Source organism: Streptomyces anthophorae (assembly GCF_049310305.1).
Lineage (GTDB): Bacteria > Actinomycetota > Actinomycetes > Streptomycetales > Streptomycetaceae > Streptomyces.
The window spans coordinates 860,260-876,666 of sequence record NZ_JBLWQQ010000001.1; the positions used below are offsets into that span (position 1 = coordinate 860,260).

General features: G+C 70.9%; 16 protein-coding genes. 4 read left to right on the forward strand and 12 right to left on the reverse strand.

Annotation, left to right across the window (positions count from 1 at the left end; translation table 11 throughout):
• Entirely contained in the window at positions 1-924 is a 924-nt protein-coding gene (locus ACNYS0_RS03765) for a glycine betaine ABC transporter substrate-binding protein (protein WP_422471195.1), read from the forward strand.
• Between the two features lie 34 nt (positions 925-958).
• Here the strand turns inward: ACNYS0_RS03765 and ACNYS0_RS03770 are convergent, their stop codons facing one another.
• Positions 959-1,984 (reverse strand): AsnC family transcriptional regulator, encoded by a 1,026-nt coding sequence (locus ACNYS0_RS03770; protein WP_422471196.1) that lies wholly within the window; start codon positions 1,982-1,984, stop codon positions 959-961.
• Between the two features lie 168 nt (positions 1,985-2,152).
• On the opposite strand from ACNYS0_RS03770, the gene ACNYS0_RS03775 reads away from it, so the two are divergent.
• Both ACNYS0_RS03775 and ACNYS0_RS03780 read left to right on the forward strand, forming a co-directional pair.
• A complete protein-coding gene (locus ACNYS0_RS03775) occupies positions 2,153-3,706 on the forward strand; it encodes an AbgT family transporter (protein ID WP_422471197.1) in 1,554 nt (517 codons plus the stop codon).
• Positions 3,707-3,755: 49 nt separating this feature from the next.
• Positions 3,756-4,964, forward strand: coding sequence for a M20 family metallopeptidase (locus ACNYS0_RS03780; protein ID WP_422471198.1), 1,209 nt, complete (start codon positions 3,756-3,758; stop codon positions 4,962-4,964).
• A gap of 64 nt (positions 4,965-5,028) precedes the next feature.
• Here ACNYS0_RS03780 and ACNYS0_RS03785 read toward each other — a convergent pair whose 3' ends face one another.
• The 5 genes from ACNYS0_RS03785 to ACNYS0_RS03805 all read right to left on the reverse strand — a co-directional run bounded on the left by ACNYS0_RS03785 (position 5,029) and on the right by ACNYS0_RS03805 (position 9,201).
• Positions 5,029-6,039 (reverse strand): MerR family transcriptional regulator, encoded by a 1,011-nt coding sequence (locus ACNYS0_RS03785; RefSeq protein WP_422471199.1) that lies wholly within the window; start codon positions 6,037-6,039, stop codon positions 5,029-5,031.
• Between the two features lie 105 nt (positions 6,040-6,144).
• On the reverse strand, positions 6,145-6,819 hold the full coding sequence (locus ACNYS0_RS03790) for a HEAT repeat domain-containing protein (protein ID WP_422471200.1): 675 nt from the start codon (positions 6,817-6,819) through the stop codon (positions 6,145-6,147).
• Between the two features lie 49 nt (positions 6,820-6,868).
• The gene (locus ACNYS0_RS03795; protein ID WP_422471201.1) at positions 6,869-7,117 is read right to left on the reverse strand and encodes a non-oxidative hydroxyarylic acid decarboxylases subunit D; all 249 of its coding nucleotides are present in this window, start codon (positions 7,115-7,117) and stop codon (positions 6,869-6,871) included.
• Positions 7,118-7,151: 34 nt separating this feature from the next.
• The gene (gene vdcC, locus ACNYS0_RS03800) at positions 7,152-8,576 is read right to left on the reverse strand and encodes a non-oxidative vanillic acid decarboxylases subunit C (protein ID WP_422471202.1); all 1,425 of its coding nucleotides are present in this window, start codon (positions 8,574-8,576) and stop codon (positions 7,152-7,154) included.
• Positions 8,566-9,201 carry a non-oxidative hydroxyarylic acid decarboxylases subunit B gene (locus tag ACNYS0_RS03805; RefSeq protein ID WP_422413017.1) on the reverse strand — a complete coding sequence of 212 codons (636 nt, stop codon included), beginning with the start codon at positions 9,199-9,201 and terminating at the stop codon, positions 8,566-8,568. The genes vdcC and ACNYS0_RS03805 overlap by 11 nt, the downstream gene beginning before the upstream one ends.
• A gap of 140 nt (positions 9,202-9,341) precedes the next feature.
• On the opposite strand from ACNYS0_RS03805, the gene ACNYS0_RS03810 reads away from it, so the two are divergent.
• Positions 9,342-10,160 carry a helix-turn-helix transcriptional regulator gene (locus tag ACNYS0_RS03810; RefSeq protein ID WP_422471203.1) on the forward strand — a complete coding sequence of 273 codons (819 nt, stop codon included), beginning with the start codon at positions 9,342-9,344 and terminating at the stop codon, positions 10,158-10,160.
• A 27-nt stretch (positions 10,161-10,187) separates the two neighbouring features.
• Here the strand turns inward: ACNYS0_RS03810 and ACNYS0_RS03815 are convergent, their stop codons facing one another.
• Genes ACNYS0_RS03815 through ACNYS0_RS03840 form a run of 6 tightly spaced genes read right to left on the reverse strand, consistent with a single transcriptional unit; the run spans position 10,188 to position 16,215 of the window.
• A complete protein-coding gene (locus ACNYS0_RS03815; protein WP_422471204.1) occupies positions 10,188-11,048 on the reverse strand; it encodes a phosphogluconate dehydrogenase C-terminal domain-containing protein in 861 nt (286 codons plus the stop codon).
• Positions 11,049-11,050: 2 nt separating this feature from the next.
• The gene (locus ACNYS0_RS03820; protein ID WP_422471205.1) at positions 11,051-11,860 is read right to left on the reverse strand and encodes a sugar phosphate isomerase/epimerase family protein; all 810 of its coding nucleotides are present in this window, start codon (positions 11,858-11,860) and stop codon (positions 11,051-11,053) included.
• A gap of 1 nt (position 11,861) precedes the next feature.
• On the reverse strand, positions 11,862-12,641 hold the full coding sequence (locus tag ACNYS0_RS03825; protein WP_422471206.1) for a triose-phosphate isomerase: 780 nt from the start codon (positions 12,639-12,641) through the stop codon (positions 11,862-11,864).
• The gene (locus ACNYS0_RS03830; protein ID WP_422471207.1) at positions 12,641-13,102 is read right to left on the reverse strand and encodes a ribose-5-phosphate isomerase; all 462 of its coding nucleotides are present in this window, start codon (positions 13,100-13,102) and stop codon (positions 12,641-12,643) included. Before ACNYS0_RS03830 ends, ACNYS0_RS03825 begins: the two co-directional genes overlap by 1 nt.
• A gap of 21 nt (positions 13,103-13,123) precedes the next feature.
• Positions 13,124-14,851, reverse strand: coding sequence for a dihydroxyacetone kinase family protein (locus tag ACNYS0_RS03835; protein ID WP_422471208.1), 1,728 nt, complete (start codon positions 14,849-14,851; stop codon positions 13,124-13,126).
• Positions 14,848-16,215, reverse strand: a complete 1,368-nt coding sequence (locus ACNYS0_RS03840; protein ID WP_422471209.1) for an MFS transporter — start codon at positions 16,213-16,215, stop codon at positions 14,848-14,850. Before ACNYS0_RS03840 ends, ACNYS0_RS03835 begins: the two co-directional genes overlap by 4 nt.
• Positions 16,216-16,407 lie beyond the last annotated feature (192 nt).

A 16,407-nucleotide genomic window follows, 5' to 3' on the forward strand; every position in this document is an offset into this window, starting at 1 on the left:
ATGATCCGCAATCGCCGCCGCCGCACCACCTACCTCTTCGGCTGCACCGCCGCCGCGCTCACCCTGCTCGCCACCGCATGCAGCGGGAACACCTCGAAGGTCGAGGGGGGCTCCGACGACGACAGCGGCGGCGGCTCGAAGACGGTCAAGCTGGCCTATGTCGCCGGCTGGGACGAGGGTGTCTCCGCGACCTTCCTGTGGAAGCAGATCCTTGAGGACAAGGGGTACAAGGTCGACGTCCGTGACCTGGACATCGCCAGCACGTACACCGGCATCGCCAACAAGCAGGCCGACGTCTACCTCGACGCCTGGCTGCCGGTCACCCACGAGACGTACTGGAAGAAGCTCGGCCCCAAGATGGAGAAGCTCGGCACCTGGTACGAGCCGGCCGACCTCAACCTGACCGTCCCCAAGTACGTCAAGGACGTCAACACCATCGAGGACCTCAAGGGGAAGTCGAAGGAGTTCGGCGGCAAGATCGTGGGCATCGAGGCGGGCTCAGGGCTGATGCGGCTGACCCGCTCCCCCGTCATGCCGGACTACGGCCTCAAGTCAGAGTACGAGCTCTCCGAGTCCAGCACGTCCGCGATGCTCTCCGCCCTCCAGAAGTCGATCAACAACCAGAAGCCGATCGTGGTCACGCTCTGGCGGCCGCACTGGGCGTACACCAAGATGCCGCTCAAGGTCCTCAAGGACACCAAGAAGGCCTACGGCAAGCCCGACAAGGTCCAGATGGTCGCCTCCAAGGGCTACTCCAAGGCCAACCCCGAGGTCGCGGGCTGGCTCAAGAACTTCCGCATGAACAGCAGCCAGCTCGGCAGCCTGGAACTCCTCCTCCAGAAGAAGGGCACGGGGCACGAGCAGGAGGCCGCGAAGGAGTGGATCGACGGCAACAAGCAGCTGGTGGACAGCTGGCTGAAGTGACCGCGGGCCGGCGCGGCGTGGGAGCCGAAGCCCCTCACAGCAGCGCCGGCGCGTGGAACTCCCCGAGGCCCGAGGCACGGTCGCGGTCCAGCCAGTAGCGGCGCGGCTCGGTGAGCATGACGTCCACGCCTGCCTTGACGATGCCGGGCACCCTGGCCAGTTCGTCGTCGATGAACGCGGCCAGGGCGGTGCGGTCGGCGACGAGCCCGGTGCACAGCACGGACAGGTCTCCCGCGACATGGGCGGTGAGCCGGGTCTGCGGCAGCCGGTCGATGCGCCCCATCACGTCGGCGGTGGAACCGGGCGCGACCCGCAGCCGCAGCAGGAACGCGGTGTCGAAGCCCAGCCACTGCGAGACCGTCTCCAGGCGCGGCTGGACCCAGCGCTCGTCCAGGACCCGGCGGACGACGCGGTGCGCCGTGGACGTGGCCAGACCAACGGCCCGTGCGACGGCCGCGGCCGGGGCGCGGCCGTCCGCCATCAGGTGCGCGACCACGGCGCGTTCGGCCTCGCTCGGCGGCTTGCCGGGCGGCGCCGCGACCGCGGTGCCCTCAGGGCGCACGCCGGTCAGCTCGTGCAGGCCGGCCCGTTCGTCGTCGGACAGGAAGCCCGGGTCCCAGGTGATGCCCCGGCGCAGGGTGCGCAGCGCGGGCAGGGCGTTGACGCGCCGGACGCCCGGGACGGAGAACATCCGGTCGACGGCCTCGCCGGTAGCCGCCTCGGACGGGGCGTGCACCACGGCGTAGAGCGGATGGTCCCCGGAGATCTGCGCCAGGTGCTGGAGATGGGGCAGACCGCGGAGCCGCTCCAGGACAGCGAGCGGCGTGGCGCCCGTGACGTCCAGGAACACGTGCACCGGCATCGCCGTGGAGTGCATGCCCCAGGCGGCCTGTCCGATGACACGGACCATGCGGGCCTCGTGCAGCCGGTCGAAGCGGCGCTTGAGGGTGCCCGCGTCGGCGGACAGGACCGCGCCGATGTCGTCCCAGGTGGCGCGGGGCGCCAGATGGAGCGCCCCGATGAGGCGCCGGTCGAGCTCGTCGAGTGACGGAGAAGTCATGCGATCCCCTCTGGGTGCAGATTAATCCCGATGTTACGCGTGACCTCTAGAGAATCTCTTATTCCACTGTCAGGGTGTGCGACAACGTCCCCTTACGGAACGCCTCCCACCGGCTCCCCCACTGCCGGCACCTCGTGTCCCCGTCCCCTGACCGCGTGAAGAGGCCCCATGAGTTCCCTCACCACCGAGCCCCGGCCGACCGAGCCGCCCTCGCGCATGCTGCGCGCCGCGTTCCGCTCCTTCGCCGCGATCGAGAAGGTCGGCAACAGACTCCCCCACCCCTTCTGGCTGTTCTGGATCCTCGCCGGCGTCGTGATCTTCCTCAGCGCGGTCCTCGCGACGGCCGGAGTCGGCACCACGCACCCCGGAACCGGTGACACCATCGCGGTGCGCAGCCTGCTCAGCAAGGCCGGCGTCACGACGATGATCGAGGGAGCAGTCGAGAACTTCGCGACCTTCCCGCCGCTGGCCACGATCCTCATCGTCGGCTTCGGCATCTCCATCGCGGAAGCGAGCGGCCTGTTCACGGTGCTGCTGCGCCGCATGGTGGCCCGCGTGCCCGGCCGGTACCTCACCTTCGCGCTGTCGATGACGGCGATGGTCGGCCATGTCGCGGGCGATGCCGCGTACGTCACCCTGATCCCGCTCGGAGCGCTCATCTACCGCGCCGCGGGCCGCAGTCCGGTGCTCGGCTGCATCGTCGCGTACGTCTCCGTATCCGCCGGCTACGACGCCTCCCCGGTGATCACCACGACCGACACCCTGCTCTCGTCGATCTCCACCGCCGCCGCCCACACGATCGACGCCGACTACCACGTCACCCCGATCGCCAACTACTTCTTCGCCCTCGGCTCGTCCGTCCTCGTGGCCCTGGTGATCACGCTCGTCGTCGACAAGGTCATCGCCAAGCGCTCCGACCTTCAGCCCGACGAACCGGTCAGCGCGCTGAGCGCCAAGGAATTCAAGGAGATCGAGACGACTCCCCAGCAGCTCCGCGCCCTTCGGGCGACCGGGCTGACCGCCCTCGGCTTCGTCGCGGTGGTGGCCGCGGGCATGATTCCCGAGAGCTCGCCCCTGCGCGGCAAGGGCGGCTCCCTCGTGGAGTCCCCGGTGGTCACGGGAATGTCGATCGTCCTCTTCGTCTTCTTCGCCCTGCTCGGCTGGGTCTACGGCAAGGCCTCCGGGACCTTCTCCCGCCCCCGCGACCTCGTCGAGGGGCTCGTCGAGGGCACCCGCACCTACGCCCCGATCCTCGTCCTGTTCTTCGCGATATCCCAGTTCCTGGCGTACTTCCAGTGGACGAACATCGGCAACGTCCTCGCCGTCGAGGGCGCCCGGACCCTCAAGGACCTCCAGCTGAGCGGCTGGAGCGTGCTGGTCGGCATCGCCGTCCTGATCACCTTCATGAACCTCGTCATCACCTCCGGCTCGGCCCTGTGGGCGCTCGCCGCACCCGTCCTCATCCCGATGCTGATGCTCATCGGCATCGACCCCGAGGCCACCCAGGCCGTCTACCGCGTCGCCGACTCGGTCACCAACTGCGTCACTCCCATGAGCCCGTACTTCGCGATGGCGCTCGGCTTCATCCAGCAGCACAAGAAGTCCGCGGGCATCGGCACCCTCGCCTCCTTCACCATCCCGATCGCCGCCGTCATCTGGGTCGTCTGGGTCGCGTTCTTCGTGGCCTGGTACCTGCTCGGCATCCCGTTCGGCATCGGCTGACCCGCACCCCGCACCCGTACCACCACCGAGAAGGGCACGAGACTTCACCATGACGGCATCCCCCGACAGCACCACCACTGAGCACACCGCCACGACCGCGGCCTTCACCGGTCGCGCCGAGCAGGTCGCGACCGGCATCGTCGAGGACATCCTGACGCTCGTGGGGCAGGAGACCGGCAGCTACGACCTGGACGCCCTCGCCGCGGGCCTCGATCTGCTGCGCGACCTGGCCGTGCGGCGTCTCGGGGAGCCCGATCACGAGGAGCGTCACCCCGGCGGCGCGTGCGGCGACATCCTCACCCTGACCTACACGGGCACCGCCCCGGGACACGTCGCGCTCGTCGGCCACTACGACACCGTCTGGCCGACCGGCACGCTCGACGGATGGGAGGGCTGGGGTCAGCCGCGGACAGGGCCCGACGGGCGGGCGCGGATCAGCGGACCGGGCATCTTCGACATGAAGACCGGTCTCGCACAGGGCATTTGGGCCCTCAAACTGGCCCGCGAGAGCGGCGCCCCCGTCCCCACGGTCACCTTCCTGTTCAACGGCGACGAGGAGATCGGCTCGCTGTCCTCACGCCCGGTGATCGAGGAGACGGCGCGGGGCGTCGATGCCACCCTCGTCCTCGAACCCACGGCACACGGCGCGGTCAAGACCTCCCGCAAGGGCTCCGCCATCTTCAAGGTGACGGCCACCGGCATCGAGTCGCACGCCGGCCTCGCACCGCAGGACGGAGCCAGCGCGATCACCGCACTGGCCGAGTTCGTCCTGGCCGCCACCAGGATCGCCCGCCCCGAAGCGGGTACGACCATCAACCCCGGTCTCTTCCAAGGAGGTTCGGGCACCAACGTGGTCGCGGGCCGGGCCACCGCCGCCATCGACATCCGGATGACGAGCGAGGCCGAACAGAGCCGTGTGGACGCCGCCTTCAGCGCCATCGCCGTCAGCGACCCGCGGGTGGACATCGCCATCGACCGCGACTGGAACCGGCCGCCCATGACCCTGGGGGCCGCCTCCGTCCCGCTGCTCGCCCTCGCCCGCGAGGTCGCCGCGGACCAGGGCCGGGAACTGCCCGACACGGCGGTCGGCGGCGCCAGCGACGCCAACTTCGTCGCCGCGCTCGGCCTGCCGGTGCTGTGCGGCATGGGCGCGGTGGGCGACGGGGCGCACGCCCAGGGCGAATTCATCCACCCGGACACGGTGCCCGCGCAGACGGCCCTGGTCGCGGGCCTGTTGACGCGGCTGACGCGGGGCTGACGCACGGGCTCCCGACGAAGTGGCTCACGCGGTGGCGAGGGGCACCCCGGCCGCGACGAGGCCGTCAGCTCTCGCCGTCGCGCAGCCGGAGGAGATACGTCGCGGTCAGGGCCACGGCGCGGTCCTCGTCGGCCGACAGGTCGACGAGGGCGCGCGTCGCCGTCGTCCCCGGGATGCCCGCCAGCGCCTGGGTGAGCCGGCCGCGGGCGGGCGCTTCGGTGGCGGGGCGGGCGAGGCGGTCGACGAGCGCGGCGGCGATGCCCTCCGTCGCCGCGGCGTCGCCCGCCAGCACGCTCAGCGCGTCCGCGGCATCGGTGTCGTTCCTGCCCGCCACGATCATGTCGACGAGCTCCGGCACCGCGTCGGCTGCGCCGCCGTTGCCGAGCGCCACGGCGGCGCGCCCCCGGACCACGGCGTCGGTGCCGACGAGGGCTTCCCGCAGCGCCGCGGCGGCCTCCTCGCCGGGCAGTTCGGCGAGGCACTGCGCGGCCCGTTCCCGTACGGCGGGCACCGGCGAGTCGAGCGCCTCGACCAGCAGGGGCACACCCTCGGCGCCGCCCGAACGCGCCAGCGCCCAGCGCAGCGCCCCGGCGACATTGGTGTCGGTCTCGTTCAGCACCGCCTCGACCAGGGCCTCCACGGGCATCGCGTCCTGACCGCCCGACGAAAGGGCCGCCCGCTGCCGGGCGTCGGCGTTCTTCGAGCCCAACGCCTGGAGCAGCGCGACGACTTGGAGAACCTCCTCCCAGTCACCGGGGCCCGCGGCGTCGATCCGGTTGAGTCGCGTGAGCAACTCGGTCTCGGCCGCGATGCGTTCGCGCGTCTGCCGGATCAGATCGCCGACGAGCGCCGTGGGCGTGAAACCCGGTTCGTCGAGCGCGCGCCCGATCTCCCGCAGCGAGAGACCGAGTGAGCGCAGGCTCTCGATGTGGAAGATCCGCCGGATGTCGTCGCCCGAGTACTCGCGGTACCCGGAGCCCGTGCGTTCCGAGGGCCGCACCAGGCCCAGCGACTCGTAATGGCGGAGCATGCGGGCACTGACCCCGGACCTCCGCGCCACCTCACCGATCAACACACTTGGGACCCTTCTGACGGATCTTGCTGGAGTCGCGGGCCCTGGCCACGCGCCGGACCGACCGGACACGGCCTCCCGCATCCAACCTGATCCGCCAGAAGGACCCTAATCGTCCACCACGGGAGCCCCGTCGAGCGCCACGGCGCGCTTGGCGTCCTCGATCGCGAAGCCGATTCCGGTGTCCGGGTCGCGCAGGACGCGCCGCGTGGCGAGCGCGTGCGCGCGTACGTCCGGGTCGTCGGCGGCACGCGCGACCGCGTCCACGGCGGGCTCGGCCGCCTCGCCGAGGTCGACGAGGACCCGGCTCAGGCTGAGCCGGGTCTCGCGCCCGCCCCGGCCGAACTGCGTCACGAGTACGCCGGCCAGGGCCTCCCTCTCGTCGTCCGGTACGAGCACGGCGGCGGCCCGCCAGGCACACCGCGCGACCTCTTCGTCGGGGTCGGTCAGCAGCTCCCGCGTGATCACCGGCCACGCGCCGGGGTCCCCCAGTTTGGAGAGCGTGTGCAGCGCCTGGCTCCGCGCCTGCGCCCGCTCGGACCGGACCTCGCGGATCACCGCGGGCAGTGTCAGGTCCACCGGGTGCCGGGTGAGCGCCCAGGTCAGCATGTCGCGGACGAAGAACTCCGGCTCGACCGCGCACCGCTCGACCAGCGTGCCGACGAACCGCGGGTCGGGCGCCGAGCCGACCGCCAGCGCGGCCCGCAGCCGCACCGACGCATCGCGGTCCTCAAGGCCTCGCAGCGCGCGCGAGGTCTCCGTGTCCTGCCCAGTGATCGTCATCGAGACCACCTCCTCGGCAAGCAGTGAAGACCTTGTCACCGTGTCAAGGTCAAACGCGCAGCGGCGGCACCGCCGGTACCTCGATCGCGTTCTCGATGTCGGCGTCCGTCAGCTTGAAGGCCTCGGGGTAGGCGTCCCGGCGGGTGCGGCGGGCGGGTTCGCTCGTGCGCCAGGTGTAGAGGCAGCGGGTGCACTGGAGCACGTCCCACACCCCGGGGACGGGCGACGTGGCGAGGAGGGTGACGGTGTCGGCGGGGCAGCGGGGGCACTCGGCCCCGTCAACCAGCTTGTCGTTCATGGGTGTTGGCCTTTCGGAAGAGATGCGACGGGTGTCAGCGGGCGGCGATCATGTCCTGGAGCCGCTTCGCCCACTCGGCCGTCTCGGGCAGGTCCTTGGCGGGCGTGGAGAAGTTGCCGCGGACGTCGGGCGCCACGGGCGTCGTCGCGTCGATGATCATCTTGCTGGTGATACCGGCGGGCTGGGCGGCGGGAGCGAGTTCGAGGACGGAGAGGTTCGGGATGACGACGACGTCGTCCTTCGGGTTGACCTTCGCCGACATCGCCCACATGACCTGCGGCAGGTTGAACGGGTCCACGTCCTCGTCGACGACGATCACCTGGGCCACGTATCCGAGCCCGTGCGGAGTCGTCATGGCACGCATGCCGACGGCCTTGGCGAAGCCGCCGTACCGCTTCTTCGTCGAGATGATCACCATCAGTCCGTGCGTGTACATCGCGTTGACGGCCTGCACCTCGGGGAACTCGGCGCGCAGTTGCTTGAGCAGCGGCACACACGTGTTGGGTCCGACGAGGTAGTCGCACTCGGTCCACGGCATGCCGAGGTAGAGGGACTCGAAGACCGGGTTCGTGCGGTACGAGACACGGTCGACGCGGATGACGGGCATCCGGCGGCCGCCCGAGTAGTGCCCGGTGAACTCGCCGAAGGGGCCCTCGATCTGCCGCTTGCGGGACTCGATGACGCCTTCGATGACGACCTCGCTGCCCCAGGGCACGTCGAAGCCGGTGAGCGGCGCGGTGGCGATCGGGGCGGGCGCCCCGCGCAGCGCGCCGGCCATCTCGTACTCGCTCTGGTCGTACGCCATCGGCATGCCGGCGACGATCGCCATCACCGGGTCGTTGCCGAGGGTGATGGCGATGGGCAGGTCCTCGCCGACCTCCTCGGCCTTGCGCAGGTGCTGGGCGACGTCGTGCATCGGGACGGGCTGGAAGGCGAGGCGGTTGGCGCCGATGACCTCGATGCGGTACGTGCCGACGTTCTGCTTGCCGAAGTTCTCCGGGTCCTCGGGGTCGCGGGAGACGACGGCGGCCTTGTCGAGGTAGAAGCCTCCGTCACCGTCGTTGAGACGGAAGAGGGGCAGGACGGAGAAGAGGTCGACGTCGTCGCCCTGCTGCGTGTTCTCGCGCCAGGGAGCGTCCTCGCGGCGTTCGGGGGCGACGGGGAACGCGTCCCAGCGCCGCGCGAACTCCTCGACCTGCTCCTTGACCGGCGTGTTCTTCGGCAGTCCGAGCGCGAGGGCGTGGTTGGCCCAGGAGCCGTGCACGTTCAGCGCGATCCGGGCGTCGGTGAAGCCCTTGACGTTGTCGAAGTGCAGGGCGGGGGCGTTCTCCCCGATGCGGCCCGTCGCGTTGGCGGCGGCCGCGAGGTCGGGCTCGGGCAGCACCTCGTCGGAGATGCGCAGCAGCTGCCCCTCCTTCTCCAGGGTGCCGAGGAAGCTCCGCAGATCGTCATACGGCATGGTGGTGAACTCCTTCGTACGGTACGGAAGTTGCGGCCTCGGCGACGCGTGCGGCGCGGGCGGCGCGCATGCCCGCCCAGCGCTCGGCGGCCGGGGCGGGCAGGTCGAACTGGTCGAGGACCCGGGCGACGATGTGATCGACGATGTCGTCGACGGTGCGCGGGTTGTTGTAGAACGCGGGCATGGGCGGCACCAACTGCACGCCCATACGGGCGAGTTCGAGCATGTTGCGCAGATGGATCTCGCTCAGCGGTGTCTCGCGCGGGACGAGGACGAGCTTGCGCCGCTCCTTGAGGACGACGTCCGCGGCACGGGCCACGAGCCCGTCGGCGTAACCGGCGCTGATGCCCGCGAGTGTCTTCATGGAGCAGGGCACGACGACCATGCCGTCGGTGCGGAACGAGCCGGACGAGATGGTGGCGCCCTGGTCGTCGGGATGATGGGTGACATCGGCGAGCGCGGACACCTGGGCCACGGACAGACCGGTCTCCAGCTCGATGGTGGTGCGCGCCCAGCGGGACAGCACCAGGTGCGTCTCCACGTCCGGCAGCTCGCGCAGACACTCAAGGAGCCGGACACCGAAGGGGGCACCCGTCGCTCCCGTCATTCCCACGACCAATCGCACAGGACACTCCTCACACGTCGCTGACCTGTGCTTTCACGCTAGGCGGCGAGGAGAGGGCGGCAGCGGTACGCTCGGGACTCACGATGGGGAAAATCAGACAGGAACGCCTTGAAGTCCGGGATCTCGCGTACACGCCGACCGTGGGGGCACCGACGGGTGTCGAGGTGGCGGAGCTGGCCGACCTGCACGACCGCTCGCTGCGGCACGGCAACGACCCGTACGCGCCGCTGCGTCCCGTCTTCCACCAGTTGATCGGCGCCCGCGAGCGCCCGCTGCGGGTGGCCGTGGACTTCGTCGAGTACGAGCTGCGCCCGGGGTCCTGGCTGTGGATCCGTCCGGGGCAGGTGCAGCGCTTCGGCCCGGATCTGGCGTCGGCGGACGGCGTGATCGTGCTGTTCAAGGCCGGTTTCCTGCCGCCGGCGATCGTCTCGGCGGCGCACATGGACCCGCCGTACGAACAGGTCCCGCTGACCCCGCGCGGCCCGGACGCGGAGTCGGTGCGCCGGGCCGTGGAGCACCTCACGTACGAGTACGGGGCGATGTCCTCGCTCCCGCTGGGCAGCCACGCGGAGGTGCTGCGCGCGCTGCTCTCGGTGCTGGTGATGCGGCTCGCGGCGGTGCGCGATCCGGCGCCGGCCGCGTCGCGCGACACCTTCCACCGTTTCCACGCGGCCGTGGAGCGCGACCACGCGGTGACCCGCCGCGTCGAGGACTACGCGGCGGCCCTCGGCTACAGCCCCCGCACCCTGACCCGTGCCGCCCTCGCCGCGACGGGGCGCACCGCGAAGCAGTACGTCGACGACCGGGTCCTCCTGGAGGCGAAGCGGCTGCTCTGGCACAGCGGCCTGTCGGCGAAGGAGGTGGCGGGGCGGCTCGGGTTCGACGACCCCAGTGACTTCACGAAGTTCTTCCGGCTGCGGACCGGGGTGACACCGGGGGCGTTCCGGGCGGGGGCCTGAGCGCGTGGGGCCGACGAAGGTGTCGGGTCAGCGGCGGATCTCCTTGATCTTCAGCATCTTCGTGATGACCTTGTCGAGCTCGCCGTCGTCGAAGACCTTCTTCCAGTCGTCCTTGACGATGGAGTCGCGGCCGTAGTCCATGGCGATCAGGCAGGCGTCGGAGAACGGGTTGTCGCCCTTGAGGGTGTTGGCGAGGGCGACCTGGGTGTGGCCGAGCAGCATGGCGCGGGCGGCCTTCTCCGGGACGCCGACGGTGTGCACGGTCTCGTGCAGCGCCTCGTTGAGCAGGGCGCCGACCATGCAGGCGATGGTCTCCACGAGCGTCGGCTCCAGGACGGCGAGCTGCTTGACGGTGACCCAGTGGACGTCGACGACCGGCGCGTACATGACGCGGATGACGGACTCGGCGAGCTGCTGCTTGTCCTCGTCGCCGCCCTCGTACGCGGCGACGACCTCCTGCGGGGCCGCGATGCCGCCGAAGGTGTCGTCGAGCTCGGCCTGCGTCCTGCGCTGGAGGAACACCGACGGGTGGCAGGGGTGCGCGCACACGTAGTGCACGTCGGCGCGGGGGTGCAGCAGGCCCGCGTACGCGGCCGCCGGGTCGAGGGTGAGGACGACGGCGCCCGGCTTCAGAAGCGGGACGAGCTGCTCGGAGACCTTGCCGAGGACGATGTCCGGGACGGCCAGGATCAGCACGTCGGCCACCTGGGCGGCGGTCTCGGAGTCGGTCAGGTCGCGACCGAGCGAGCGGATCAGCTCCTGGCCCTTGGGGGAATTCTCGGAGAAGAGGACGGTGAAGTCGCTCTCGACCAGGTTGTTGGAGACACGCTGGCCCATCTTGCCGGCGGCCCCGATGACGGCAACGGTCTTGTTGTTCTCGGCGGCCATGTTCATTCGCCCTTCAGGAGTGTGCTGATGCTGTGCTTGGTCCACTGGTGTTCGAGCTCGGCGGTGGCATCGAAGCCACCGTCCTGCCACGGGAGCCAGTGCTCCACGATCTGGTTGACCGACGCGGGGTCCGGGGCGTGGTCCCGGACGGCGGCGATCATCGACTCGTGGTCGAGGAGGCCCGTGCCGAGCGGCGCTCCGGCGTAGGTGAAGCCCACCCAGCCGTCCCTGCGGCTGAACGCGAAGTCCTTGACGTGCACGTTCACCACGTAGGGCGCGGTCAACTCGACCACCTGGGACGGGTGTTCCAGGCGGGCCACGCAGTTGCCCGGGTCGACGACGATGCCGAGGCGGGGGCTGTCGACGGTGCGGACGACGTCCACGAGGTCGGCGGTGGCGACCTGCTCGTAGGTCTCCAGGCCGAGCGTGACGCCCTGCTCCTCGTACCTGCCGATGACCTGCTTGAGGAGGGTCACGGACTCGGTGACGTCCGGCTTGTGGTCGGCGGTGTGCAGCATGGAGCGCACGAAGGTGACACCGAGCTTCTCCGCGATGCGGAGGTAGCGGTCCAGGTGGTCGGGGGCGATGCCGCGGGTGCCGAGTTCGAGGACGACACCGAGGTCGGCCGCCACCGTCCGCACCTCCGCGAGCTGCGCGTCGTCGTACGTCTCGATGGGTGCGTAGTCGCAGATCTGGAAGACCTGGCCGCCGAGCCGGTGGATGTCCTGGAGCATGTCCAGGGCCGTCATCGGCCGCGGGGCGCGCGAGGAGATCCGCCAGAAGTACGCGTAGGTGCTGATGCCGTACGCCATGTCAGGCCACCTCCGCGCGGGAGTCGGGGGTGTCGGCGGGTTCGATCTCGTCGAGGATCCTCGCGACGGCCTCCGGGTCGTGGGCGAACCGGCCGAGGAAGAGGCCGCCGACGGAGCCGCCCAGGCGGGTGAGCAGGCCGGGGCCCGCGCTGCCGCCGTAGATCACGGTGGAACCGGTGTGCTGGGGGCGGGAGTCGAGCCACTCCCCGAGCGCCGCGCACACCGTGGTGATGTGTCCGGGCGAGGCCGGTTCGGGTGCGCCGATGGCCCACTGCGGCTCGTAGGCGAGGACGACCGGGCCTTCCAGGCCGTACAGGAGGCGGGCGGCCTCGGCGACGGTGCGGCGGGCGGCCTCCTCCGGCTCCACGGGGTCGAGCTCGCCGACGCACAGGACCGGGGTGAGGCCGTTGCGCAGCGCGGCCGCGGTCTTCGCGGCGACGACCGTGTCGCCCTCCCCGTACAGGCGGCGGCGCTCGGCGTGCCCGACCTCGGCGTACCGGCAGCCGATCTCCTTGAGGAGCGGCCCGGACACCTCGCCCGTGTAGGCGCCCACGTCCTCCGTGGCGATGTCCTGCGCGCCGACGTCGACGGCGCCGCGCGCGAGGATCCCGGCCACCGGCACGATCGCCGGGAAGGCGGGCAGCACGAACAGGCGCGCCTTGCCGCTGGTGACGGCCGGGTGCCGGTCCGCCAACCGCACGACGCGGCGGGACCAGTTGAGGGTCTCGTGGTGGCCGAAGTACATCTTCAGGCTCACCCCGAGCAGGACGGGGGCGTTCATCAGGCGGCCTCGTAGTCGCACATCAGCTGGACCTTCGCGGCGGACGCGGACTGCTCGTCGAAGCGGTAGGTGAGCCACTCGGCGGCGAGGCGGCGGGCCAGTTCGAGGCCGACGACGCGCTGGCCGAAGGTGAGGACCTGGGCATTGTTGGAGAGGACCGCGCGCTCGACGGAGAAGGAGTCGTGCGCGGTGACGGCCCGGATGCCCTTGACCTTGTTGGCGGCGATGGCCACGCCGAGTCCTGTGCCGCAGATCAGCAGCGCCCGGTCGGCCTCGCCGCGGGCGACGCGCTCGGCGGCCTCGATGGCGATGGTCGGGTAGGCGGTGTGGCCTTCGGCGTCCACGCCCACGTCGGTGACGGACTCGACCAGGTCGCTCGCCAGGAGGTCCTGCTTCAGCGCCTCCTTGTACTGGAATCCGGCGTCGTCGCAGCCGACGACGATCCGCAGCTTGTCACTCATGTCGCTTTTCCTTAAAGGGAGTTACTGGCAGGTGGCGAGCGCGCCGTGGACGGCGCGGACGATCAGGGCGAGGGAGTGGGCGCCCGCGTCGGGGGTGCCAAGGGACTTCTCGGCGTGCGGTCGGGCGCGGCCCATCCTGGGCAGCAGGTGGGCGGTGTCACGTGCGGCGCGTTCGGCCGCGGTGGCGGCGGTGTCCCACGCGGTGCTCAACTCGGCACCGGTGTCGACCTGTTGCCCCAGCGTCTCGGCGAAGGGCACGAGGACGTCGACCATGGTCTTGTCGCCGACCTCGGCGCCGCCGGTCCTGCGGACGCCGTCGGACGCCTGCCGGACTCCGTGGGCGACGGACGCCGGAGTCGGCCGTTCGGTGTCGCCGAGCGCGTCGCCGAGCGCGCGCAGGACGATGCCCCACAAGGCGCCGGAGGTGCCGCCGGCCTTGTCGGCCCAGGCGTCGCCCGCCGCCGTCAGCAGCGAACCGGCTCCCGCCCCCAACTCATGTGCCTTGAGGGCGGCTTCGTAGGCACCGGCCGAACCGCGCCGCATGCCGATGCCGTGGTCGCCGTCGCCCGCGACGGCGTCGATGCGGCCGAGTTCGTCGGCGTGCGCGTCGACGGTGCCCTTGAGGCGGCCCAGCGCGTCGAGCGCGGTCGCCGCCGCCTGCCGGGACTCCTCGCTCGCCGTGTAGGCCTCGGGGCCCTCCTCGGTCTCGTACGACTCCTCGCCCGCGGCGGCCGTCGCGGGGACGGCGCCCTTGCGGTACGCGGGGGTGTCGGCCGGGGCGGTCCAGAGGGCTTCGAGGGTGTCGTCGAGCCAGGTCAGGGTGAGGGAGACGCCGGCCATGTCGAAGCTGGTGACGAGTTCGCCGACCTCGGGGTCGACGGCCGTCACACCGGCCTCGTCCAGCAGTTGCGCGACCCTGCGGTAGACGACGAACAGCTCCTCGTACTTCACGGAGCCCAGGCCGTTGAGGATCACCGCGGCGCGCTGTCCGTCCGGCGCCCCGATCCCTTCGGGGAGTTCCTTGAGGAGGGTGGTGACGAGCAGTTCGGCGGCCTCGTCGGCGGTGGGCACGGATTCCTCGCCGATTCCGGGCTCGCCGTGGATGCCGAGGCCGACGGCCATCCGGCCCTCGGGGACCGTGAACAGCGGGTGGTCGGCGCCCGGGAGTGTGCAGCCGGAGAAGGCGATGCCGAAGGAGCGGGTGCGGTCGCCTGCGTGGGCGGCGATGCGTGTCACCTCGTCGAGGGAGCCGCCCTGCTCCGCGGCGGCCGCGGCCGCCTTGAAGACGGGCAGGTCGCCGGCGATGCCGCGCCGCTTGTGGGCCTCGTCCGGGCCCGCGCTGGATATGTCGTCGGTGACGGCGAACGTGTGCGTCGGTATGCCCTCGCCGGTCAGCCGCTCGGCGGCCTGCCCGAAGTGCAGGACGTCGCCCGCGTAGTTGCCGTACATCAGCAGCACACCGCCGCCCGCCTGAGCCGCCTTGGCGACGCCGCGGATCTGCTGGGCGGAGGGCGAGGCGAAGACGTTGCCGACGGCGGCGCCGTGCGCGAGCCCCTGACCGACCAGGCCGGAGAAGGCCGGATAGTGGCCGGATCCGCCGCCGATGACGACGGCGACCTGGCCGGGGGTCTTGGCGGTGGCGCGGACCACGCCGCCGGGGACGGGGCGCACCCAGCGGCGGTGGGCGGCGGCGAAGCCTTCGAGTGCTTCGTCGGCGAAGGCGGCGGGGTCGTTGTGGAGGCGGGTCATCGCTGGTTCTCCGGGAGGGACGAGGTGCTGGTGGGTGCGCGGCGGGCGAGGAGGACCATCAGCACGGCGGACAGCAGCATGAAGAGGCCGACGAGGTAGAGCGGCACGTAGTAGTCGCCCGTCCAGCCCTTGAGCCAGCCGGTGATGTAGCTGGAGGCGAAGCCGGCGATGTTGCCCGCGGTGTTGATGAGTGCGATGCCGGCCGCGGCGGCCGCTCCGGTCAGGAAGCGGGAGGGCACGGCCCAGAACACCGGGAGGGCGGCGAAGATGGCGCAGGCGGTCACGGTGATGACGGCGACGGTGGCGGTCGGCGAGCCCATGTAGAGGGCCAGCGGGATGGAGACACCGCCGACGACCGCGGGGCCCGCGACGTGCCAGGTGCGGGTGCCGTGCTTGGTGGCGTGCCGGCTCCAGAAGAAGAGGACGATCGCGGCGGGCAGGTACGGGATGGCCGTGATCCACGCCTTGTCCATGACGCTGAACGTGGTGTCGTACTGCTCCTGGAAGCCGTCGATGATGGTCGGCAGGAAGAAGGCGAGCGCGTACAGGCCGTAGACGAAGCCGAAGTAGACGACGGCCAGGACCCAGACGCGGCCGTTGGTGAACGCGGCCTTCAGGTCGCCCTTGGCGTGCTTGTCCTCGTGGCCGGTCTTCTGCTCGTTCTCGGCGGCCAGCTCCTCGGTGAGCCAGTCGCGCTCCTCGGTGGTGAGCCACTTGGCGTCGGCCGGGCGGTCGATCAGGTAGAACCAGGCGATGACGCCCAGCAGGATCGCCGGGATCGACACGAACAGGAACATCACGCGCCAGCCCTCGAGGCCGAACAGGCCGTGGTGGCCGATCAGCCAGCCCGCGAGCGGGGCGCCGAAGACCGTGGTCAGCGGCTGTGCGAGGTAGAAGAGACCGAGGATCTTGGTGCGGTGGCGGCTCGGCACCCACTGGCTGAGGAAGAGGATCGCGCCGGGGAAGAACCCGGCCTCCGCGACACCCAGCAGCAAGCGCAGCGTGTAGAGGCCTCCGCTGCTGTCCACCCAAGTGAAGAGCAGCGAGACGATGCCCCAGGTCACCATGATCCGGGCCAGCCAGCGGCGGGCGCCGAAGCGGTGCAACGCCATGTTGCTGGGGACCTCGAGCACGATGTAACCGACGAAGAAGATCCCGGAGGCGAAGCCGAACTGGGCCGCGGTGAGCGCCAGGTCGTCCCCCATCCCGTTCGGTTCGGCGAAGGACACCGCGGTGCGGTCCAGATAGTTCACGAAGAACATCAGGGCCACGAAGGGGACCAGGCGGATCGAGATCTTCTTGATGGCCGACTTCTCGACGGCCGACCTCGTCGCCTTCACGGGCGGCGCGGCGGTGGCAGGCATGGCGACTCCTCGGCTCGCCGGACAGCTCTGTCCGGACTTGGGTCACGCTCGGCACGAGGGGCGAGGGCGCTGCACCAGCTGGCTGGCCGCTCAGGTCGGGCCGATCTGCGATTCACGCTAGACCCGATCTTCAAATTGGTCACCAATTTACCAATGTGGCGAGCGTCGCACTTGTTGCTCATGGCTGAACCC